21 protein-coding genes and 1 pseudogene are annotated in these 19798 nt (G+C 66.0%); 9 read left to right on the forward strand and 13 right to left on the reverse strand.

Features of this window, described 5'->3' with window-relative positions:
• Nucleotides 1-23: 23 nt before the first annotated feature.
• Nucleotides 24-608, reverse strand: a complete 585-nt coding sequence (locus tag JOE69_RS09410) for a helix-turn-helix domain-containing protein (RefSeq protein ID WP_309798112.1) — start codon at nucleotides 606-608, stop codon at nucleotides 24-26.
• Nucleotides 609-674: 66 nt separating this feature from the next.
• On the opposite strand from JOE69_RS09410, the gene JOE69_RS09415 reads away from it, so the two are divergent.
• Nucleotides 675-1631 carry an NAD(P)/FAD-dependent oxidoreductase gene (locus JOE69_RS09415; protein ID WP_309798114.1) on the forward strand — a complete coding sequence of 319 codons (957 nt, stop codon included), beginning with the start codon at nucleotides 675-677 and terminating at the stop codon, nucleotides 1629-1631.
• A gap of 81 nt (nucleotides 1632-1712) precedes the next feature.
• On the opposite strand, the gene JOE69_RS09420 is transcribed toward JOE69_RS09415, so the two are convergent.
• Complete coding sequence (locus JOE69_RS09420) at nucleotides 1713-1949, reverse strand: Lrp/AsnC ligand binding domain-containing protein (protein WP_343876516.1); 237 nt, start codon at nucleotides 1947-1949, stop codon at nucleotides 1713-1715.
• A gap of 115 nt (nucleotides 1950-2064) precedes the next feature.
• Nucleotides 2065-2271, reverse strand: a pseudogene (locus JOE69_RS09430) (AsnC family transcriptional regulator); the annotation flags it as partial.
• Here JOE69_RS09430 and JOE69_RS09435 point away from each other — a divergent pair.
• The 3 genes from JOE69_RS09435 to JOE69_RS09445 all read left to right on the forward strand — a co-directional run bounded on the left by JOE69_RS09435 (nucleotide 2270) and on the right by JOE69_RS09445 (nucleotide 4882).
• Nucleotides 2270-2689 carry a rhodanese-like domain-containing protein gene (locus JOE69_RS09435; protein WP_309798116.1) on the forward strand — a complete coding sequence of 140 codons (420 nt, stop codon included), beginning with the start codon at nucleotides 2270-2272 and terminating at the stop codon, nucleotides 2687-2689. The pseudogene JOE69_RS09430 and the gene JOE69_RS09435 sit on opposite strands and share 2 nt — an antisense overlap.
• Nucleotides 2690-2878: 189 nt before the next feature.
• The gene (locus tag JOE69_RS09440; RefSeq protein WP_309798118.1) at nucleotides 2879-3496 is read left to right on the forward strand and encodes a GntR family transcriptional regulator; all 618 of its coding nucleotides are present in this window, start codon (nucleotides 2879-2881) and stop codon (nucleotides 3494-3496) included.
• A 102-nt stretch (nucleotides 3497-3598) separates the two neighbouring features.
• Nucleotides 3599-4882 (forward strand): uracil-xanthine permease family protein, encoded by a 1284-nt coding sequence (locus JOE69_RS09445; RefSeq protein WP_309798120.1) that lies wholly within the window; start codon nucleotides 3599-3601, stop codon nucleotides 4880-4882.
• A 37-nt stretch (nucleotides 4883-4919) separates the two neighbouring features.
• Here JOE69_RS09445 and JOE69_RS09450 read toward each other — a convergent pair whose 3' ends face one another.
• From JOE69_RS09450 to JOE69_RS09480, 7 genes are all read right to left on the reverse strand, one after another.
• The gene (locus JOE69_RS09450) at nucleotides 4920-6284 is read right to left on the reverse strand and encodes an amino acid permease (protein WP_309798123.1); all 1365 of its coding nucleotides are present in this window, start codon (nucleotides 6282-6284) and stop codon (nucleotides 4920-4922) included.
• Nucleotides 6285-6435: 151 nt separating this feature from the next.
• Nucleotides 6436-7560: a glycerate kinase gene (locus JOE69_RS09455; protein ID WP_309798125.1), complete on the reverse strand. Its 1125-nt coding sequence runs from the start codon at nucleotides 7558-7560 to the stop codon at nucleotides 6436-6438.
• 42 nt (nucleotides 7561-7602) lie between these two features.
• On the reverse strand, nucleotides 7603-8388 hold the full coding sequence (locus tag JOE69_RS09460) for a glycerophosphodiester phosphodiesterase family protein (RefSeq protein ID WP_309798127.1): 786 nt from the start codon (nucleotides 8386-8388) through the stop codon (nucleotides 7603-7605).
• 118 nt (nucleotides 8389-8506) lie between these two features.
• Nucleotides 8507-9310 carry an HAD family hydrolase gene (locus JOE69_RS09465; protein ID WP_309798129.1) on the reverse strand — a complete coding sequence of 268 codons (804 nt, stop codon included), beginning with the start codon at nucleotides 9308-9310 and terminating at the stop codon, nucleotides 8507-8509.
• 86 nt (nucleotides 9311-9396) lie between these two features.
• Complete coding sequence (locus JOE69_RS09470) at nucleotides 9397-9927, reverse strand: YbhB/YbcL family Raf kinase inhibitor-like protein (RefSeq protein WP_309798131.1); 531 nt, start codon at nucleotides 9925-9927, stop codon at nucleotides 9397-9399.
• A 3-nt stretch (nucleotides 9928-9930) separates the two neighbouring features.
• The gene (locus tag JOE69_RS09475; RefSeq protein WP_309798133.1) at nucleotides 9931-10869 is read right to left on the reverse strand and encodes a carbohydrate kinase family protein; all 939 of its coding nucleotides are present in this window, start codon (nucleotides 10867-10869) and stop codon (nucleotides 9931-9933) included.
• Nucleotides 10870-10999: 130 nt separating this feature from the next.
• Nucleotides 11000-12220 carry a VanZ family protein gene (locus JOE69_RS09480; RefSeq protein WP_309798135.1) on the reverse strand — a complete coding sequence of 407 codons (1221 nt, stop codon included), beginning with the start codon at nucleotides 12218-12220 and terminating at the stop codon, nucleotides 11000-11002.
• A 143-nt stretch (nucleotides 12221-12363) separates the two neighbouring features.
• Between JOE69_RS09480 and JOE69_RS09485 the strand changes: the two genes are divergently transcribed.
• A complete protein-coding gene (locus JOE69_RS09485; RefSeq protein WP_309798137.1) occupies nucleotides 12364-12858 on the forward strand; it encodes a hypothetical protein in 495 nt (164 codons plus the stop codon).
• A gap of 14 nt (nucleotides 12859-12872) precedes the next feature.
• On the opposite strand, the gene pip is transcribed toward JOE69_RS09485, so the two are convergent.
• On the reverse strand, nucleotides 12873-13829 hold the full coding sequence (gene pip, locus JOE69_RS09490; protein WP_309798139.1) for a prolyl aminopeptidase: 957 nt from the start codon (nucleotides 13827-13829) through the stop codon (nucleotides 12873-12875).
• A gap of 42 nt (nucleotides 13830-13871) precedes the next feature.
• On the opposite strand from pip, the gene JOE69_RS09495 reads away from it, so the two are divergent.
• Nucleotides 13872-14345: a MarR family winged helix-turn-helix transcriptional regulator gene (locus JOE69_RS09495; protein ID WP_309798141.1), complete on the forward strand. Its 474-nt coding sequence runs from the start codon at nucleotides 13872-13874 to the stop codon at nucleotides 14343-14345.
• Nucleotides 14346-14437: 92 nt separating this feature from the next.
• Here JOE69_RS09495 and JOE69_RS09500 read toward each other — a convergent pair whose 3' ends face one another.
• Nucleotides 14438-15274, reverse strand: coding sequence for an alpha/beta hydrolase (locus JOE69_RS09500; RefSeq protein ID WP_374709692.1), 837 nt, complete (start codon nucleotides 15272-15274; stop codon nucleotides 14438-14440).
• A gap of 56 nt (nucleotides 15275-15330) precedes the next feature.
• On the opposite strand from JOE69_RS09500, the gene JOE69_RS09505 reads away from it, so the two are divergent.
• Together JOE69_RS09505 and JOE69_RS09510 are read left to right on the forward strand one after the other, a co-directional pair.
• Nucleotides 15331-15618: a hypothetical protein gene (locus JOE69_RS09505; RefSeq protein ID WP_309798143.1), complete on the forward strand. Its 288-nt coding sequence runs from the start codon at nucleotides 15331-15333 to the stop codon at nucleotides 15616-15618.
• A gap of 55 nt (nucleotides 15619-15673) precedes the next feature.
• Entirely contained in the window at nucleotides 15674-16762 is a 1089-nt protein-coding gene (locus tag JOE69_RS09510) for a GTP pyrophosphokinase (RefSeq protein WP_309798145.1), read from the forward strand.
• Between the two features lie 67 nt (nucleotides 16763-16829).
• Here the strand turns inward: JOE69_RS09510 and JOE69_RS09515 are convergent, their stop codons facing one another.
• Complete coding sequence (locus JOE69_RS09515) at nucleotides 16830-18713, reverse strand: S8 family peptidase (RefSeq protein ID WP_309798147.1); 1884 nt, start codon at nucleotides 18711-18713, stop codon at nucleotides 16830-16832.
• A gap of 354 nt (nucleotides 18714-19067) precedes the next feature.
• Between JOE69_RS09515 and JOE69_RS09520 the strand changes: the two genes are divergently transcribed.
• A complete protein-coding gene (locus JOE69_RS09520; RefSeq protein ID WP_309798149.1) occupies nucleotides 19068-19763 on the forward strand; it encodes an SOS response-associated peptidase in 696 nt (231 codons plus the stop codon).
• Nucleotides 19764-19798 lie beyond the last annotated feature (35 nt).

The following is a 19798-nucleotide window of genomic DNA, read 5'->3' on the forward strand; positions in this document are numbered from 1 at the left end:
AATACGGCCCAACCGGCCGGAAATCACGGGGATCTGGGCTCGGAACCGGTCCGTACATGCATCCGTTCGCCCTGCAGGCCGAACAGGCTCAGGAATTCAACGGCTTCCGTTCCGGCCCGGCCGAACCAATGCGGCACTCTGGTATCGAACTCCGCGGCCTCGCCGGGGTGCAGGACCAAGTCCTGTTCGCCGAGAACCAACCGGAGCCGGCCGTTGAGCACGTACATCCAATCGAAGCCCTCATGACTGCGCGGATCCGGGACCTGCGACTCGGAGCCGGCCGGCAGCACGTGCTTATAGGCCTGGATACCGCCGGGGTTCCGGGTCAACGGCACAATCGTGGCGCCGTGGCGTTTGATCGGTTTGAGGTGGATCCGCGGATCCCCAGTGGCCGGTGCGCCGACCAGGTCGTCCAACGGCACCGCGTACGCCCTGGCCAACGGCAAGAGCAACTCCAGGTTGGGCCGCCGCTGCCCCGACTCCAATCGGGAAAGCGTGCTGAGCGAAATCCCGGTGCTCGCTGCGACCTGGGTCAAGGTCAGTTTTCGATACTCGCGGAGATTCCGCAACCGCGGTCCCACTGAAGCCAGTAACTCATCGGTTTCCATGACCCAATCTTGCCATAACAGCAAAAAAGTTTGCCAATCGTTTATCCCGTGGGACAAGCTGGCGAGATGCAAAAACACTATGACGCAATCATCATCGGCGGTGGCGCCGCAGGCCTGAGCGCCGCCCTGACACTCTCCCGCGCCCGTCGGAAAGTATTGCTCGTCGACGCCGGTGAGCCGCGCAATGCGCCGGCCTCAGGGGTCCACGGCCTGCTCGGCAACGAAGGCATCGCGCCGGCCGAGCTGTACCGGATCGGCCGGAACGAGGTCACCGGCTACGGCGGCACGGTCCGGCCGGGCCGGGTGCAATCCGTTCAGCAGGAACCTTCCGGCGGATTCAGCGCGACGCTTGCGGATGGAACGGCGGCCGCCGCGCGCCGGATCATCCTGGCGGTCGGCCTGGTGGACGAATTGCCGGAAATCCCCGGACTCCGCGAGCACTGGGGCCGTGCCGTGCTGCATTGCCCGTATTGCCACGGCTGGGAAGTCCGGGACCAACAGATCGGGATCATCGGCACCGGACCGTTCTCGGTGCACCAGGCGCTGCTCTTCCGGCAATGGAGCAGCAGCGTGACTTTGTTCCTCAACGATGCCGTCGAACCGGGCGAGGACCAGTTCGACCAGCTCTCCGCGCGCGGGGTTTCAGTGGTGGACGGCGCGGTGCAACAGGTGGACAGCGAGGCCGGCCGGCTCACCGGCGTCCGGATCGACGGGCGCCACCACGCCAGCGAGGCACTCGTCGTCGGGCCCAAATTCCGGGCCAGGGCCGAGCTGGCCAAGCAGCTCGGGCTGGTCCCGGTCGAGCATCCGGCCGGAATCGGCGAATATTTCGAATCCGATCCGGACGGTTCCACTGTGGTTCCCGGAGTCTGGTTGGCTGGAAACGTGCGGAACCCGATGGGCCAGGTAGGTCTGTCCATGGCCGAAGGAGTGCTCGCCGGTGCTTCGGTGAACAACAGTTTGATGCTCGAAGACGTGGCCGACGCCGTAGCCAGCGCGAAAGAACTTGCCAGTTGGGCTTAGCCGGCAGACCCAGGCAAGCGGGAAGGACTCGGCGGCTGAATTCCGCTGATCCGGCGGAATCGCAGCAGCGAGTCCGTCAGGTCAGGCCGGGGTGAGATGCCGCGAGGGGACTGGACTGGAGTAGACCACGCTAGTGGTGATACCGCCCAGCGTGGCCAGGCGCCCTGCGCTCCGTTCAAGGTCGGCCATGGATCGGGCGTGGACTTTGATCATGAAGCAGTCGACGCCGGTGACATGGTGGGCTTCCACGATCTCCGGCGTCGTATCGACAAGATCGTGGAATGGCCGGTAGTTTCCGGAGGGATAGGCCAGTCGCACGAACGCGGCAACCGGGTAGCCGAGGGCTTCCGGATCGACGGTGGCGGAAAAAGCCGGTGATGATGCCGCCTTCGGTCAGCCGTCGCACACGTTCCCCGGTCGCGCTGGCCGACAAATTGATCGCCCGCGCGAGCTGCGCGGTGCTCATTCGCCCATCACGCTGCAGCTCGTCAATGATCGCTCGGTCAGTGGCATCAAGATCCAATAATTGCTTCAACGGCATACGGGCCATATTTATTAACGTCCGTTCAACGGCAAATGGACCCGCATTGCGTCGGAACGCCCTTCCAGAGCCCGGACTCTGCCGCTTGACTTGAAGCATGCAAACTTCGATCACCGGGGCGGACTTTTTCGCTGCGAAACTGGCCTTCCAAACCGACCCTTCCGATCTCGCCGCCGACCGGGCGAATGGCAAGGTGCCGCTGCTGCTCGATGTCAGATCGGAGCCGGCTTGGCGTCAAGGGCGGATCCCCGGGGCAATACATCTGCCGATTGCCGATCTTGCTGCCCGGGCCGCCGAGGTCGTTCCGGACAAAGCGGCCGCGATCGTTGTCTATTGTTGGGGCCCCGGCTGCAATGGGAGCACCCGGGGCGCCTTGATCCTGGCTTCACTCGGATATCCGCGGGTGCGCGAACTGATCGGCGGTTTCGAGTATTGGGCACGTGAAGGTCTGCTGGTGATCAGCGATGATGGCCGCGCACGCCAGGCACCCGACCCGCTCACGGCGCCGATTTTATGAGCCGCACCGTCAGCTGACGGCCTCCTCGAGCGACGTTCGCGGTATTTTTCAACCATCCTCGCTGTCTCGCGATGCACTAGATTGAAAGCCGAAGGTCGGGAAGGAGAACCATGGAGCCGGAGGTCGATTTCGCCGTGCTTTTTGCCCGCAAAAAACCGGAAATCCGGCGAACTGGCACCGGCGAGATGGTTGCCGAAGTGCTCCGGCAGCGAATTTCCGAAGGCGACCTCCCCCCCCCCCCCGGGGACCCAACTGGCTGAGGAGTCCCTCGCGGACTCGCTCCAAGTTTCCCGCAATTCGCTGCGCGAGGCCTTCCGGCTGCTCGCGCACGAACGGCTGATCAACCACGAATTGCACCGCGGGGTCTTCGTCCGCCGGCTGGACCGCGACGACGTGCTGCAGGTTTACACCGCGCGGATATTCATCGAAGTCGCCGCGGTCGCCAACTGCCCGGCCGGGGCAGCCGAATTGCGCGCGGCCCTGGCCGCCGTCGAACAGGCAGAACTGCTGGCCCGGGAAGGCCGCTGGATGGAAGTCGCCACCTGCAATCTCGCCTTCCACCAATCCCTGGTCGACAGCGTCGGCAGCAGACGGGTCTCCGAAGTGATGCGGCAGCTGCTCGCCGAAGTCCGGCTGGCGTTCCATTCGATGGCTGATTCGCGGAATTTCCTGGAGCCCTACATCCCCAGGAACCGGCAGATCGTCCAGCTGCTTTCGGACGGCGAGGCAGAGCAGGCCGCGACGCTGATGCGGGCCTACCTCACGGACAGCCGGGAGCAGCTCTACGAAGCACTCGGCTTGCGCTGATCCGGCAGCAGCGTCCGGGAATGGCAGACGCCTGCTCGAACCGGGCGTTGCGGTTAGTCTTAGCTGAAACCCCTGTACGGCCTTCTTCCATCGGAGACTTTCATGAGCGAAACCGGCCTCGGCTGGCGCATCCACGGCAACGGCAAGACCATCGAACCCGGCGGAGTCGTCGCCCCCGATGAACGGCTGAGCTGGCCCCGGACCATCGGGATCGGCTTGCAGCACGTCGTGGCGATGTTCGGCGCCACCTTCCTGGTGCCGATCATCACCGGCATGCCGCCGGCCACCACGCTCTTCTTTTCCGGCATCGGCACGATCCTGTTCTTGCTGCTCACCCGAGGCAAGGTGCCCAGCTATCTGGGTTCGAGTTTCGCTTTCATCGCCCCGATCATGGCCTCGCAAAGCCAATTCGGCGTCGCCGGGGCGCTGGGCGGGGTGGTGATGGCCGGCGTCGTGCTGTTCCTGGTCGGCGCTCTGGTGCAACGCTTCGGTGCCGCCTGGATCAACCGCTTGATGCCCCCCGCGGTGACCGGGACCATTGTCGCGCTGATCGGTTTGAACCTCGCGCCGTCGGCCAAGGACAACTTCGACCGGGCACCGCTCACCGCGTTGGTCACGCTCGTGGTGATCATCCTGGTCTCCGTGCTGTTCCGCGGCATCCTGGGCCGCTTGTCGATCCTGGTGGGCGTCGTCGTCGGCTATCTGGTGGCGGTCGTCCAAGGCGAAGTGGATTTCTCCGCAATCGATGCGCAGGCCTGGATCGGACTGCCGCACTTCCAGTTCCCGACCTTCAATATCGCGGTGGCCGGGCTGTTCATTCCGGTGGTCCTGGTACTGATCGCGGAGAATGTGGGACACGTGAAGTCGGTGGCTTTGATGACCGGGCACAACCTGGACCCGATGGCCGGCCGGGCACTGATGGCCGACGGCCTGGCCACCACGCTGGCCGGCTTCGGCGGCGGCTCCGGCACCACGACCTACGCGGAGAACATCGGCGTGATGGCCGCGACCAAAGTGTATTCGACCGCGGCCTACTGGGTCGCCGCGGCGACCGCCCTGCTGCTGAGCTTCTCGCCGAAGTTCGGCGCGCTGATCGCGACGGTTCCGCCCGGTGTGCTCGGCGGCGCGGCCACGATGCTGTACGGCATGATCGGCGTGCTGGGCGTGCGGATCTGGGTGCAGAACAAAGTCGACTTCGGCAACCCGATCAACCTGACCACCGCCGCGGTGGCCCTGATCATCGGGATCGCGAACTACACCTGGACGATCGGTGATCTGCAATTCGCCGGGATCGCGCTGGGCACCGCAGCGGCCCTGGCGATCTATCACGGCATGCATGGGCTGACCAAGCTGCGAGCCTCTTTCGCCTCCCGCACCGAGCGTTGACTTGTGTCGGTTATCCGCGCCGCTTACCCGCCACAAGTCAACGCTCGGCGGAGGTACGTTGCCGGAACACCCCGACGCCGATGATCACCAGGGCGAGCGCGCCGGAAAGCAGCAACTCCTGCCGGGTGCTGTCGATGAAGGCCATCCCGACGATGAGCCCGATGATCGCCGAGATCGTGGCCCAAGTCAGGTACGGGAAGAGCCACATTTTCAACGGCAGATCCCGCGCCGCGGCGCCCATCCGCTTCCGCAGCACCAATTGCGAGGCGGCGATCACCAACCAGACGAAAAGCGCGATCGCTCCGGAAGTGTTCACCAGGAACAAGAAGACGGTGTCCGGGTAGAGGTAGTTCAACGCAACCGTGATGAAGCCGACCACGGTCGAGGCCAAAACCGCGGAACGGGGTACCCCGCTGCGCTCGATCCGGCGCAACGCCTTTGGTGCATCACCGCGCCGGGCCAAGGAAAACATCATCCGGCTGGCGGTGTACAGGCCGGAGTTCAAGCAAGACAGCACGGAGACCAGCACCACGACGTCCATGATCGTACCGGCGCCCGGAATCCCGTACCGCTCCATCACCGCGACATAGGGGCTCTTCGCGACGCTGGCATCGTTCCAGGGCAAGAGCATGACCACGATCGCAATGGAACCGAGGTAGAAGACCAGAATCCGCCACACCGTGGAGCGGACCGCCTTCTTCACCGCAGTTGCCGGGTCCGCCGACTCCCCGGCCGCGATCGTCGCGATCTCTGCGCCGAAAAATGAGAACACCACGACCAGGATGCCGGCCAGCACGGCACCCGGACCATTCGGCAGGAACCCGCCCCGGCCGATGAGGTTGTCCAGTCCGGGTGCCGGCACGCCGGGCAGCAAACCGCAGATCGCCAAGACGCCCAGGATCAGGAAGACCACGATCGCGGCCACTTTGATCGAGGCGAACCAGAATTCGAACTCGCCGAAGGACTTCACCGAGAACACGTTCGTCGCGGTCAGCAGCACCATCAAGATCAACGCCCAGGCCCACTGATCCACCCCGGGCACCCAACGGTGCACGATCGCCGCGCCCGCGGTGGCTTCGATGCCGAGCACGATGATCCAGAACCAGGCATAGAGCCAGCCGATGCTGAACCCCGCCCAGCGGCCGAGCGCCTTGTCCGCGTATGCGGAGAATGATCCGGTCTCCGGATTCGCGGCGGCCATTTCGCCGAGCATCCGCATCACCAGGATCACCACCAGCCCAGCCGCGGCATAGGCCAGCAGGACTCCGGGCCCGGCCTGCCGAATCGCGGCACCGGAGCCGACGAACAGGCCGGCGCCGATCACGCCGGCGATCGCGATCATCGAAAGGTGCCGCGGTTTGAGGGTTTTGGCCAGCTGGCCGTTCGGTGCGGGGACGTTCATCGGGTTACTCCTGGGGACAACGGGTCGCAATCAGCACCCCACCCTACTCCGGCAACATGCCGGTTTCCCCAACTCGAGTGGTCAGATCTGCAGCTCAAAACGGACCTGTAACCTGCAGATCTGGCCACTCGGCGGAAGACGTGGACCGGAGTCAGATCCCGTTGAGCGCCTCGGCAGTGGCCAGGGCCAGATAGCGCGCCGGCTCGGCCAACGCGGCATCCGCGCCGCGTGCGACCTCGACCAGCGACGCTGCAGCCACCACGCCCAGCGCCGTCAGTTCCTCGAATCCCACGCTGATCTGCCCCGCCACGAGCACCACCGGAACGCCGGCCTGCTGGGCTTTCCGGGCCACCGCCACGGGGGTTTTGCCGGCCAGCGACTGCGCGTCCACGCTGCCTTCTCCGGTCAACAGCAAATCCGCTGCCGCGAGTTTGGCGTCCAGGCCGACCAACTCGCCGACCAGTTGCGCGCCGGGTTCGATCCGCACCGAACCGATCTGCCGGCCGGCGAAGGCCAAGAACGACGCCGGGAAGCCGCCGGCCGCACCGGCGCCGGCGACATTCACATCGGCGCCGGCTTCTTGCCGCAGCAATGAAGCGAGATTGCGCAGGCCGACGTCCAAGAGTTCCACGCCGGCCCCGTCGGCACCCTTCTGCGACGCGAAAACGTGTGCTGCGCCGTCCGGACCGCTCAACGGATTGTCCACGTCCACCGCGAGCCGGATCTGCACCGACGCCAAGCGCGGATCCAATCCGCTGGCATCGATCGCCACGGCATCGGCCAACGGCCCGCCGCCCAACGGCAGCAACGTGCCGTGCCGGTCCAAAAGCTGCAGGCCCAATGCGCGCAGGGCCCCGGTACCGCCGTCGGTCATCGCGCTGCCGCCAAGCCCGAGCACGATCTCGGTGGCACCGCCGTCGAGCGCCGCGGCAATCAATTGACCGCAACCGTAGCTGTGCGCACGCAAGGCGTTTTCCGGATTCTGCTCAGCCAGCAGGAAGCCGCTCGCCTGAGCGGTTTCGATCACCGCGGTAGTCCCGTTGAGCGCCCACACCGCTCCGGTCGGTTTCAGGATCGGGCCCACCACCGCGGTCAACCGTTCCTCGAACCCGGCCTCGACTGCGGCCGCCACGGTGCCCTCGCCGCCGTCGGCCATCGGAAGCAATTGGACTTGGGCGTCCGGATACACCCGGAGCACGCCTTCGGCCATCGCCTGCGCGGCTTCGAGCGCGCTGAGGGTTCCTTTGAATTTGTCCGGGGCTATCAACACCTGCATCCCCCCATCCTGCCACCCGGGCCAGGGCGCAGTGCCACAGACTCAGTGCCAGTAGCCGCGTTCGTGCATCACCTCGGCGAGCAGATCGGCCCGGTCGGTCATCACGCCGTCCACCCCGAGATCGAACAGCCGATGCATCTCCGGCTTGTCGTTGATCGTCCAAACGTGCAGTTTCAGGCCGAGCAGATGCGCTCGGTGCACCGATTTCCGGGTCACCACGGGCAGGATTCCGGCGCGCACCGGCACCTGCAGGCAATCGACGTCGTGCAGCAGGCGCTTGAGCCAGCGACGCGGCGTCCAGGCGGAAAACAGCACGAAGGCCGCGATCGACCACATGCCGCCGGAGGATGCGGTGCGCTTGCGCAACCGGGAAAGCACCGAACGGCGGCGGGCATCGGAAAACGACGCCACGCAGATCCGATCATGCAGCGAAAAACGCTCGATGATTTCCACCAACGGAGCGACCCCGGCGGAATCTTTGACGTCGAAGTTGATCTTGGTCTCCGGGAACTCGGCGACGAGCTGTTCGAAACTGGGAATCGGTTCCGCGCCGCCGATCCGCAATCGGGAGAGCTCGGCTAAAGTGTGTTCGGAAATCTTGCCGCTGCCATCGGTGGCCCGGTCCAGGGTCTCATCGTGGAAGACCATCAGCACCCCGTCCGAGCTGGTGCGCAAATCGGTTTCCAGGTAGTCGAAGCCGAGTTCGACGGCGGCCCGAAAGGCCTGCAACGAGTTCTCCACTGCACTGCCGGGCGGCGAGAAGCCGCGGTGCGCAAACGCCAGGGGCACTGCGGAATCCAAATAGGGCAACGGCTCTGCTGGGCTCACGCGGCTAGCGTATCAAGGCCGTCGAATTGCCGCGCTTCCGAAGCAACGCGCCTCGGTTATTGGACGACGCCGGGGATATTTCGGCGGCATCAGCCAAAATCGGCGGCGTCGAATATCCCTACTGCCCGACCAGCAACCGCTCGATGACCTGGGCCACCCCGTCCTCGTCGATTCCGGGCGCGACCAGATCGGTGACCGCGAGCGCTGCTTCATGGCCGCTGGCCATCGCATAGCCCCGACCGGCCCAGGCCAACATTTCGACGTCGTTCGGCATGTCCCCGAAAGCGACCACGCCGGCAGCTCCGATGCCTCTGGCGGCCGCGAACTCGCTCAGCGTGGCGGCCTTGTTCACGCCGACCTTGGACATTTCCAGCAGCGCGATGTCCGGCGCCGAATGCGTCGCGTCCACCCACTGCGCGGCGGCTGGCCGTACCCGGGCCAGGAACTCGTCCGAGCTGCCTTCGGACGTCTTCGCCAGCAGCTTCAAAACCCCGCGTTCCTGCTGCAGCGATTCGGACAGGAATTTCGGCTCGATCGCTTTGAGCGCCTCCGGCGCGGTCTCGGTCAGGAACCCCGGCTCGATGAAAAGCCCCTCGATGGTCTCGGCGGCGAAGGCGGCCGAAGGCACCACCGCCTTGATCGCCGCACGGGCGGCGAGCACGTCCGCGATGGACAGGCACTTGGTGCTGAGCACTTCTTCCCGGGCCAGGTCGTAGACCAGGGCGCCATTGGAACAGATCACGGTGCCGATGTGCCCGACTTGGTCGCGCAACGGATCCAGCCAACGCGGCGGGCGGCCGGTGACGAATACGACCTCGATGCCCGCGGTGAGCGCGGATTGGAACGCGGCCACGGTGCGCTGGCTGATTTTCCCGTTGTGGCCGAGGATGGTTCCGTCGATGTCGCTCGCGATCAATTGCATGACTTCAGGTTATCGGTGCCCGGGGACTTTCAGCGCCGCCCTCGACCGGGCCGGTGGTCGCGGAGTTTCATCCGGGCCCTTCGCGGCTATTGCGAGTAAGTGCCCGTGATCCGGGCCCGGGCGATCCCGTGGCCGAAGATGTTGAAGCCCAAGTAGGCGCAGGACCCTTCGGCTGGAACCTCGAGGGTCTCCACGTCCAAGGCGTGCACCACCAACATGTACCGGTGCGGGCCGTGCCCGGCGGGCGGTGCGGCACCCACATAACCGGGCATCCCGGCGTCGTTCTTCAAGGTCACCGCAGCTTCCGGCAGCGCGGCCGACGACGGCGAGCCGGCGCCGGCCGGCAGCGAGGTCACCGAGGCCGGGAGGTTGAAGACCGCCCAATGCCAGAATCCGCTCGCGGTCGGCGCATCCGGATCGAACACGGTGACCGCGAAGCTCTTCGTCGCAGCCGGGAAACCCGACCAGCTCAGCTGCGGCGATTCATCGGAGCCACCGGCGGCCATCACCCCGGAAACCTGGGCCTGCGGCAATCGCCCGCCGTCCTGGAACGACTCGCTGCTCAGTTCGAAGCCGGGCAATCCGGGCAAGTCCGCGTACGGGTCATAACTGGTCATGATTCACCTTCCATCGTTGCTGAGTTCGGCCTTGCTCGGCGGGTTCGCACCCGCTCGGGAGACGGTGATCGCCGCAGCCCGGGCGGAGTATTCCAAGATCTCGCCGAGCAGTTCCACGGAGAGCCTCCGCAATTGGTCCCGGCGTTGGCCGCCGTCGAGTTCCCGGTCCACCAGGGCGGACAGCAAGGCGGCCATGAATGAGTCCCCAGCGCCCACGGTGTCGGCAACCCGGACTTCGGGCGCGGCGACTGCGGTCTCGCCGGCGGCAACCGCAGCCCAGGGACCGGCCCCGCCCCGGGTCACCACCACCAGGGAAGGCCCGTTGGACCAGGAACCGCTGGCCGATCCGAGCCAGGCCCGCGCCGCGTCCAGGGGATCCAGCTCCGGGTACAACCAGGCCAGGTCTTCGTCGGAAGCCTTGACCACGTCGGCGAGCCGGACGAAAGCTTCGGCCTGCGTCCGAGCATGCGCCAGGTCCGTGATGATGCTCGGCCGGCAATTCGGGTCATAGGAAATCGTGGCGTGCCCGCGGGCCGCCAATACCGCGCGGTGTACGGCATCCGCACCGGGTTCGAGCATCGCGGCGATCGAACCGGTGTGCAGCAGGGTGCTGCCTTGAAGCTGCTCCGCCGGGATCTCCGGAAGCTGCCAGGTCAGCTCGAACTCATAGCTGGCGGCCCCGGTTCCATCGATCCGGGCTCGGGCGACGCTGGTGGGCCATTGGTCGGCACCCAGCGGAAGCAGCACCGAATTCCCGTGCAGATGCGCCGCGACCAGCGAGCCGTATTCGTCCCGGCCGTAGCGGCCCAGGAACTGTACCGGATGACCCAATCGGGCCAAGCCGACCGCCACGTTCATCGGGCTGCCGCCCACATGCGGTTCCGGTTCCGCACCGGGGCGCAGCACCTCGTCGATCAACGCTTCACCGATGACTGTCAGCATGCTGCAACTCTATCTTTTGCGCCGACCGGGGTGCACGGTTGATCGCCGAATCGGCAGAAAACACCCACCGCTGACAGCCGACAGCTCGCCGGAACCCCGGACGGGCGCGTCGAACCCGGCCGGGCGATGCTCAATCGGACGGTTCCGCCGGGCGGCCCTGCGCGGCATCCGGTTGCCGAGTGCTCCGGGCATCGGCCAGTTCAGTCCCGCTGAGCGCGTAGGACAAGCCCCGGTTGCCCCGGCTGAACGGCACCAAGACCAAGGAAAGCCCGAGCACCAGGACGATCAGTAGCTGGAGCGGCCCGATCCACGGCGAATCCGCGAAGAGCGCGGTCAGCACCGCGCCGGCGGTCAGCAGACCCCCACCCAGGCTCGCCCTCCACAGCCTGCGCAGCAGCGGAGCACGCGGTCCGGCAGGGCCGAGCCAGACGATCCGCTGGCCCAGCGAGGCCCCGGAACCGAAGCAAGCGGGCAGGTAGAACACCAGCAGCCCGGCCAGGATGAAGCCTTCCGCGGCCACCGGGGAGCCCGGCCCGCCCGGTTGCAGCAGGCCGGTGATGATCGACGAGTCCAGCCGTCCGGGCGCCGCGAAGCCGGCCAACCAGATCGACAGCGCAGTCGCAGCGATGATCAAATAAGCCAGCACCAGGAACAATGCCCCGTCCAGGACCATCCCGAACCAGCGGCGACGGCTGGTCACCGGACGCGGCAGGTTCCGGCCGGCCGCGAGGCCGTCCCGGCTGGGCATCCACCACAGCAGCAACGGGGCGAGCAGGGCGCCGAGCAACGCACCGAGCGTGTTCATCAGCAGATCATCGACGTCGGCCAACCGGTAAGCGCACTCGTACACACCCCAGATCCCGGTGTACTGGGTCGCTTCGATGGTCAACGAGACCAGGAAACCGCTGGCGACGGCGACCAGGAACCCGCGGGAGAAGTAGCGCCGCATGATGATCCCCCACGGGACGAAAAGCAGCACGTTGAAAACGACCTGGAGCGCGTAGAAGTTGCTCAGGATGCCCCATGGCGGCCCGCCGGAGAGCTCGCGCCCGACTACCTCGAGAAAATGGAACGGAACCAGCTGCGGAGTTTTGTCCGGGAGCCGACTGCACCACCCCGGAGAAGTTTGCGGCAACGGCAGCATCGTGTAGGAGACCAAAGCCGCCCCGTAAACGCCCACTGCGGCGGCGCCGACTACCCGGGCCGGGCTGGGCCGGCCGAACCTGCGGTATTGCCAGACCAGGATCGGGATGAAGCAGAGCACGAAGGCCAGCCCGCCGATCAGCAAGGCCACGCCACCCGACCAGATCCAAAAGCCCACCGTGCATCCCCCGTCTGCTGCGGCCGTCATGTCCGCACGGTTCCTGATGCTAGTCACTGCGGGCGGCGCGGCCCAAACTCCTGCGGAAGATCCGCCCCGCGGAGGACCCGTTGGCGGACCGGTTCAACCCATGGGCCGATGTTCCCGGCCGGCCGGCGTGCCATAGTGCTGGGATGAGTGTCTTTCCCGTGCCCGGAAGCCCAGTTCCGGAGCGGCAGCCGGCGAATCGCTGGTTGTCCACCACGATCATCGGCGCGGTGCTGGCCACCGGTGCGGTGTCCATCGTGGCCGGCGCGGTGTTCCTGAGCAAGCAGACCGCCAATACCTGGGCGATAACGTATGAAGTCACGGTCACCGGCCCCACGGATGATCGGCTCAGCTCGATCAGTTATGCCGCCGCACCCGCCCGCGGCGAAGACTCCGCCGACGTCAGCGAGGCCGAAGTCCGGACCGATCCCGCGGCCGGCCCCGGGGTTCCGGCGAGCTGGACCACGGAGGTCCAGATCACCGCGCAGAAGCGCGCCGGAATCACCGCGACTGCGCAGCCGGGCAGCACCGCCAGCTGCCGGATCCTCTTGGACGCGTCGCGGGAACTGGCCCGGCAGACCGGGAGCCCGGGCGGCACAGTCAGCTGCTCCGTGGACACGCCGGCGTTTCCCGAGAAATGAATCCGAAGCCATGATCAGAGCTCAGCGAACCGTTCCGCTGCTGCCAGAATGAGTTCCGAGGTCTTCGAACTTCCCCGGTGGCCGGCCTCCGGGACCAGATGCAATTCCGCCCCGGGCCAGGCCCGGGCCAGCAACCAGGGCACGTCCGCCGGGCCGCTGATGTCCAAACGGCCATGGATCAACACTCCCGGGATGCCGGCGAGCCGGGGTGCGCCGTCGAGCAGCTGCTCGTCGCCGAGCCAAGCCGCATGATGGAAGTAGTGGGTGACCAGGCGGGCGAAGAGCATCCGGAAATCCGGATCTTCGAACCGCTCGTATGGCTCCGCTCCTGGCTCCAGGGACAATAAGGCGTCTTCCCAACGGCACCAGTCCCGGGCGGCTTTGCGCTGGATCACCGGATCGCCGCTTTCGTGCAGCAACCGGTAATAGGCCGCGACCAAGTCGCCGTCGCGTTCTGCCTCCGGAACCCCGGCCCGGAAAGCGTGCCATTCCTCCGGCAGAAACCGGCCGGCCTCGTGCGCCAGCCAATGCACGTCGGAACGCCGGGTCATGGTGACCGAGACCAGGATCATCGCCCGCACCCGTTCCGGGTAGCCCTGGGCGTAGGCGAGAGCCAAGGTGACGCCCCAGGAGCCGCCCCACAGCACCCATTGGTCCACGCCGAGCAACTCACGCAATTGCTCCAGGTCCGCGATCAGCTTCTCGGTGGTGTTGTTGCCCAGGTCGAGGGACGGATCGCTGGCCAGCGGCCGGCTGCGGCCGCAGTTGCGCTGGTCCAACTGCACGATCCGGTATTTCTCCGGATCCCAGTTCCGCCGGCCGCCGGGGGTGCTTCCGGAACCGGGGCCGCCATGCAGCACCAGAACGGGCCTGCCCTCCGGGTTGCCGCTGACTTCCCAATAGATCCGGTTCCCGTCGCCGGTGTCCATCATGCCGGCGTCGTACGGTTCGATGTCCGGGTAACGTTCCATGGGCTCTCCTGATAACTGTAACAGTGCTGTTATAGTTTAGGCATGGAGTCCGCAGATCTCATAGGCACTCGGCTCAAACAAGTCCAAGACCTGCTCGACGGCGGGCTGGCGGAGCTGTATTCAGACCTGGGCCTGCCGGGCTTCCGGCCACGCTACACCCCGGTGCTGAAAGTATTGGAGGCCCGGGACGGCCAGCCGATCCGGGATTTGGCAACGGCCGTCGGGGTGAGCCATTCGGCGATGAGCCAGACCGTCGCCCAGCTGTTGCGCGACGGCCTGGTCCGCAGCGAGAAAGGCACCGATGCCCGGTCCCGGATCGTGCGGCTGACTCCGGCCGCCTGGGAAATCATGCCGGTTCTGGAACGGGAATGGCGGATGACCTCGATTCTGGCTCGGGAACTCGAGGCGGAGATGAGCGTGCCGTTGAGCCGGGTGCTGGACGAAGTTCTGGCCTTGCTGGACGCCAAGCCCTACCGCGAGCGGGCAGCAGCAGCGCTGGCTCGAATCGAATCATAAGGCGGCACTTGGGCGCAGTTGAGCAGGGTCAGCAGACGAAACACCCTGCTCAACTGCGCCCAAGTCAGTCGGAAAGCGGCACGACCGAATGATTAGCGAAGCGCTGCCAGAGTCAGCTCGCGGCACTTCGCCCAGGCGGGCGTCGTAACATCGATCAGCGCGAAGTGGTCCCCGGGCACTGCGATGAGTTCGGCAGGATCGCCGGCCGCCTGCGCTGCCGCCGCGTAATCCATGGACAATTGCGGCGGCACGGTGTCATCGGCTTCCCCATAGACCGCGTACACCGGCAGCCCCAGCGGCAGCTGCTGCATCGGGTCGGCCAGCCGGTAGCGTTCGTCATCGGGCGAGCCGCCCAGCAGGTTGCGCACCGCGCCGTCGCTCAAGTTCAATTCCCTGGCGGCTTTCAGGTCCAGCAGGCCGGATTGGCTCACCACGGCGGTTACCGGCACTTTCGGCGCGGCGCCCGGGGCCCGCCCCGGCAGCTTCCCGCGTCCAGCCGCCCAAACCGCCAGGTGGCCGCCCGCCGAATGGCCCACGAGCACCACTCGCGAGGTGTCCACGCCGAGCTCGCCCAGTTTGTCGATTCCGGCCGAAACGTCGTCGAAAGTCTGCGGCCAGCCGCCGCCGTTCCCGGCCCTGCGGTATTCCAGGTTCCACACCGTGACGCCGTGCGCCGCCAGATCAGCGGCCAGGGGACGGCCCAATTCAGCACCGTACCGGGCCCGCCAGTACCCCCCGTGGATCACCACCGCGACGCCGGCGCGCTGCCCGGCCCCCTCGGGCGACGACAACTCGCCGTATTGGCTGGCATCCTCGCCATAACTGATTTTCCACATTCCGGACTCCTTTGCCGAGGGGCTTCCCGCGGCGCAGCCGCCGGCCGCGAGCAGCCCGGCCGAAGCCAGGAAGATCCGCCGGGATACCGTCATCGTGAAGCCCTCACGGCACTGATCCTAATCGCCGGGCCCGGTGTTAGGCTCCGAAGATGGAATTCCGGGTGCTCTCGGAGCGCGATTTGACCGGCTACGACCTGCCGGACTTCGAACCTTTCCTCCCGGCTGAGACGAACACCATCCGTCGCCTGTACGCTGAGGGCAAAGTGCGCAGCATCTGGCTGCGCGGGGATGTTCGCGGGGCCTGCTTCACGCTGGAAGCCCCGGATGCGGCAGCCGCACAGGATATCGTCGATTCGCTGCCGTTGGCGAAAGCCGGGATGTCCCGGTTCCAGCTCATTCCGCTGCAGCCTTACGGCGGTTTTGCACAAGAACACTGAGCGGCCGGATTCCGTCCCCGGCCAGTGCTAGGCTCCGACTGAAAGGGGATCAGTGATGACCAACCATTGGGATCGGCTCGACGAGCACTTGCAACTCTCGGTTGCCGCGAACGTCGCCGAATACGAGCGGGTCCGGCCTGCGCTCGAAGCCGTCACTGCGGATGTCGAGGCGCGGATCCGGGCGATGTTCGACGACGCCGAAGTGAAGCCGCTTTTCGTCTCCAGCCGCACCAAGACGGTTGAATCCTTCCGGGAAAAGGCTTCCCGGGTTTTGGAAGCCGACGGGGAGCAAACCCTGCAGTTCCCGGACCCGTTGCGGAACCTGATCGATGTGGTCGGGGTCCGGGTGATCACCACCTTGCCTAGCGAGAATGCCACCGCAGCCAATCTGATCAAGCGGCAGCGAGCGGTCTTCGATTGCCGCGGCGACCGGGAAAAGGACATCGGCTCGATCGAATCGGGCACCTACGGCTATTCGAGCCGGCATCTGATCCTGCGCACCATCCAGAATGACGCGGTGCGGGCCTATCAGGAAGCCCTGGACCCGAATGCGAAGCCCAACGGCAGCTACCTCTTCGAATGCCAGATCCGCACGGTCTTCGCCCATGCTTGGAGCGAAATCGAGCATGACATCCGGTTCAAAGCCGAGGATCGGCGTGCCTGGAGCCCTTATTTCGACCGCCAGTTCACCGCCACCGCAGCCATGCTGGAAACCGTTGAAAGCACTTTTTCCGAACTGCACGACCGCTACGAAACGGTCACCAGCTTCTGGGACGAGGACGGCGAAGGCGCGCTGCCGCTCAGCCCGGAACGGATCAAGGAAATCTGGCAGACGCTGCTGCCGCACGTGGACCGCAAGTCCGACGACGATTGGGGCTGGGCGGCCGAACTCCTGGCCGCGCACGGGCTGAACCGCACGGTCGACTTGGCTGCACTGCTGCAATCCGAATCGATTTCGCATGTGCGCACCGCGCTGGACCACCGTTACTCCCCGGGGCCGGACCGGCTGCTCGACGACCTGCTGCTCTGGCGCTACGGCCCGGCGCACATCGAACTCACTGCCGCCGAAGACGAAGGCCGGCGGGAAAGCCTGCAGCGGCGGTCGCGGCAGATGCAGAGCTACCGGAATACCGCCGGTCAGTGACCACCGGGCTGAGCCGGTGGCCGGATGGGAACCCCGCCCGACCACCGGCTCAGTCCTGGCCGTCCGGCTACTGCTCCGCGGCCGCTTGGGCAGCTTCCGCATCGGCGGCGGCTTGCGCCCTGGCCAATCCCACCAGCAAATCGGCCTGGATCAACCCGGAACCGACCCGGCTTGCGGCATAACCGGCGTCCGCCGGAGTGGTCGCATTCCCGGAAGTGATCCAGGTCTTGATCTGCGCCGGAGTCGCCGTCGGGTAGGCCGTCAAAGCCAGCGCGATCGCGCCGGCGGTCGCCGGTGCGGCAGCGCTGGTCCCGTAGAAGGCGCTGAACCCGCTCACCGTGGTGGCCACCCCGTCGGGGGCCATCACATCCGGCTTGTTGATCACTTCGGGGTTCGCCAAAGCAGCACCGTCCTGGTCGAAGTAGTGGGTCACCGGACCACGCGAACTGAAAGACTCCGGAACGGTCGGCGTGGACCAGTCGGAAGCCGCTGCGGCGATCACTCCGCTGACCGAGGAGACTCCGGCATTGACCGTGATCGCGTTGCCGAACCCGGCCACGAAATCCTTGTTCGACCGCAAGCGCAACAACGCTGGCACCGGAGTTCCACGCTTATGCGTGATCTGCGCATAGACGTCCACCGGGCGGCCGGTGTTGTTCGCGTAGCCGGCACCCTCTTGCGGGATCCCGGAGGTCACATTGTTGTCATCGCTGACCGAGGTCGTCGCCAAAGGCACGCCTTTGGCGTTCACCAGGCGCAGACCCAGATCGCTCTGCGCTGCACCCCAGGCCTCTTTCCATTGCAGGTCGTAGTACGCCGAGCCGCCGTCCGGAACCGTCGCGATCTTCTTGGTGGTCACGCCGTTGCCGAAGTCTTCGAGTTCCGGGTTCACCGGGTGCGCCGGATCTTTTTCCGGCTTGTTCGGGTCCGCGACGAATGCCGGCGCGGTTTCGAAAGCGGAATTTCCGCCCCGATTGCCGGCCGAGGCCACATAGACCACGCCGGCACTGATCGCGTTCTTCGCTGCAATGGCACTGGCACCGTCTTGGTAAACCGGATCAGTGATGCTGTAGATATCATCCGCGATCACCTTCACACCGGCGTTGCGCAGCCGGTTGATCGCGGCGGCTTTGCCACCGTTCGAGGTCGAAGAAAACGCCATCTGGGTGATGCCCGGCGCCTCATCGTAGATGATCTGCGCCATCGCCTGGCCTTCATCGGTGCCGTTGGCCGGGCCTTCGTTCAGAATATTCACCGTGGCCGGCAAATCTCCCGACCCCTGTGCTGCTTCGAGCCCGGAAACGGTTTTCTTCTTCCCCGGATTGTCCGGGTCATCCACCTGGACGGTTTTGCGGTTGAAGGAATCCGAAATGACCCCCACATAGACGCCCGCGCCGTTCGCCGATACCGGCTGGGCCTCCGTGGTGGCCCGGGCTTCCGGCCCCTTGACCACGGCATCGCCCTGCGAGTCCACAGCGCCGACGTCGGTGGACTGGCCCCAGTTGGCGGGCGCGACCCTGCGCACGCCGGAGACTGCGGCGATCGCCGCGAGTTGCTGCGCGGTGGCGGTGGTCCGGATCGACGGCAATGGGCCGTCCGCAACCAGCTCCAGGTCGCCCAGGCCGAGTTTGCGCAGGCTCTGCGCGGCGTTCTGCAGCCTTCCCGGCGAAACCGAGATCTCGACCGGGACCCCGCCGTCGGCCTCGATGACCTTCGAGTTGCTGCCCAACTGCGCCCGGACATCTGCGGCGAGCGGGGACAAAGGCGACTTGGCGGCCGAAGAAACCGCGGCCAACGCCGTCGACAGGGCCGGGCTGGCGGCGCTCTCCGCGGCGAGCGCATTGGGTGTCGCATCGGCGGCGCTGGCCGCTCCGGCCCCCACACCGAGGCTTGCCGCGGACATCAGGGAAACCAAGAAAAGCGTTGCGGCCTTTCCGTGCAAATGATTCATTGCGTTCCTTCAAGGAGGTTCCGGGCCGCGTTCGGCTCAAGCCGGGCCGCGGCTGGGTGGTTGGGTGGAGCAAACGCCTCCGGTTGAGCGCGTTGCAGAGATTCGATTTCATGAAACTGAAAATCTCCTGGACGCCGGACCGGATCTGAGCAGAAGTTCTTATGCTCGTTAGCGGGCAGTCGATTGCCCGCTGGAAAATTCACTGAACCGGTTAAGTCAAGCATTAGAAATGCTGTTGAATCTCCTCGCCAAACGACGAAATATGACTCCGGTCACACTTCGCGGATCGAGGCTTCCGGGCATTTCCGCACCGGCTCCGTTCCGGAATCCTGAGCCGAGGGGCATACTGGGCAGATGTGCGGAAGATATGCCATCGACGCCGAAGTGAACGACATGATCATCGAGTTCGTGCTCGCCACCGGACAATCCCCGCACGATTGGCGCCCGGGCTGGCAGGCCGAACAGGTCTTCCGACCCACCGACCCGGTACCGATCCTGATCGAGACGCTCGTGGACCGCAAAGATCCCGAAGGCCCCACGCAACGCCGGGCCGAGGCCGCGCAGTGGTGGCTCACGCCGTCGTTCGCCAAAGAGCTGCGCGGAAAACACCCGACCTTCAACGCGCGCAGCGAAACGGTCACCGAACTGGCCTCCTACCGCGGACCGGTGAAACGGCAGCGCGCAGTGCTGCCGGCCCGCGGATACTTCGAAACCCAGACCGAGGGGAAGACCAAAACCCCGCATTTCGTGCAAGCGCCGGAAGGCCCGCTCTTTTTCGCCGGGCTCTATTCCTGGTGGGCGGACCCGAGGAAACCCGAAACCGATCCGGAACGCTGGCATTTGACCACCACGATCCTGACCCGGCCCGCGATCGGCGACGTCGCGCAGATCCATCCGCGCACCCCGCTCTGCCTTCCGGCCGACTGGATCGAGGAATGGATCGACCCGAAGCAGCTGGGAACCGCTGAATTCGTCGCCAGTGCGCTTGCCGCCTCGGATCCGGTGGTCCGCGGGCTGCGCTTCGGGCCGGCCCCGGCCAACCGGGCGTAACCTTCGGCCCGGGAGCGGCAATCGCCGCGGATCAG

Source organism: Arthrobacter russicus (genome assembly GCF_031454135.1).
Taxonomy (GTDB): Bacteria; Actinomycetota; Actinomycetes; order Actinomycetales; family Micrococcaceae; genus Renibacterium; species Renibacterium russicum.

Coding starts and splice junctions, on each gene's coding strand:
- JOE69_RS09410 (WP_309798112.1), bottom strand. CDS start 608: ATGGAAACCGATGAGTTACTGGCTTCAGTGGGACCGCGGTTGCGGAAT.
- JOE69_RS09415 (WP_309798114.1), top strand. CDS start 675: ATGCAAAAACACTATGACGCAATCATCATCGGCGGTGGCGCCGCAGGC.
- JOE69_RS09435 (WP_309798116.1), top strand. CDS start 2,270: ATGCAAACTTCGATCACCGGGGCGGACTTTTTCGCTGCGAAACTGGCC.
- JOE69_RS09445 (WP_309798120.1), top strand. CDS start 3,599: ATGAGCGAAACCGGCCTCGGCTGGCGCATCCACGGCAACGGCAAGACC.
- JOE69_RS09450 (WP_309798123.1), bottom strand. CDS start 6,284: ATGAACGTCCCCGCACCGAACGGCCAGCTGGCCAAAACCCTCAAACCG.
- JOE69_RS09455 (WP_309798125.1), bottom strand. CDS start 7,560: ATGCAGGTGTTGATAGCCCCGGACAAATTCAAAGGAACCCTCAGCGCG.
- JOE69_RS09465 (WP_309798129.1), bottom strand. CDS start 9,310: ATGCAATTGATCGCGAGCGACATCGACGGAACCATCCTCGGCCACAAC.
- JOE69_RS09470 (WP_309798131.1), bottom strand. CDS start 9,927: ATGACCAGTTATGACCCGTACGCGGACTTGCCCGGATTGCCCGGCTTC.
- JOE69_RS09475 (WP_309798133.1), bottom strand. CDS start 10,869: ATGCTGACAGTCATCGGTGAAGCGTTGATCGACGAGGTGCTGCGCCCC.
- JOE69_RS09480 (WP_309798135.1), bottom strand. CDS start 12,220: ATGACGGCCGCAGCAGACGGGGGATGCACGGTGGGCTTTTGGATCTGG.
- JOE69_RS09485 (WP_309798137.1), top strand. CDS start 12,364: ATGAGTGTCTTTCCCGTGCCCGGAAGCCCAGTTCCGGAGCGGCAGCCG.
- pip (WP_309798139.1), bottom strand. CDS start 13,829: ATGGAACGTTACCCGGACATCGAACCGTACGACGCCGGCATGATGGAC.
- JOE69_RS09495 (WP_309798141.1), top strand. CDS start 13,872: ATGGAGTCCGCAGATCTCATAGGCACTCGGCTCAAACAAGTCCAAGAC.
- JOE69_RS09500 (WP_374709692.1), bottom strand. CDS start 15,274: ATGACGGTATCCCGGCGGATCTTCCTGGCTTCGGCCGGGCTGCTCGCG.
- JOE69_RS09505 (WP_309798143.1), top strand. CDS start 15,331: ATGGAATTCCGGGTGCTCTCGGAGCGCGATTTGACCGGCTACGACCTG.
- JOE69_RS09510 (WP_309798145.1), top strand. CDS start 15,674: ATGACCAACCATTGGGATCGGCTCGACGAGCACTTGCAACTCTCGGTT.
- JOE69_RS09515 (WP_309798147.1), bottom strand. CDS start 18,713: ATGAATCATTTGCACGGAAAGGCCGCAACGCTTTTCTTGGTTTCCCTG.
- JOE69_RS09520 (WP_309798149.1), top strand. CDS start 19,068: ATGTGCGGAAGATATGCCATCGACGCCGAAGTGAACGACATGATCATC.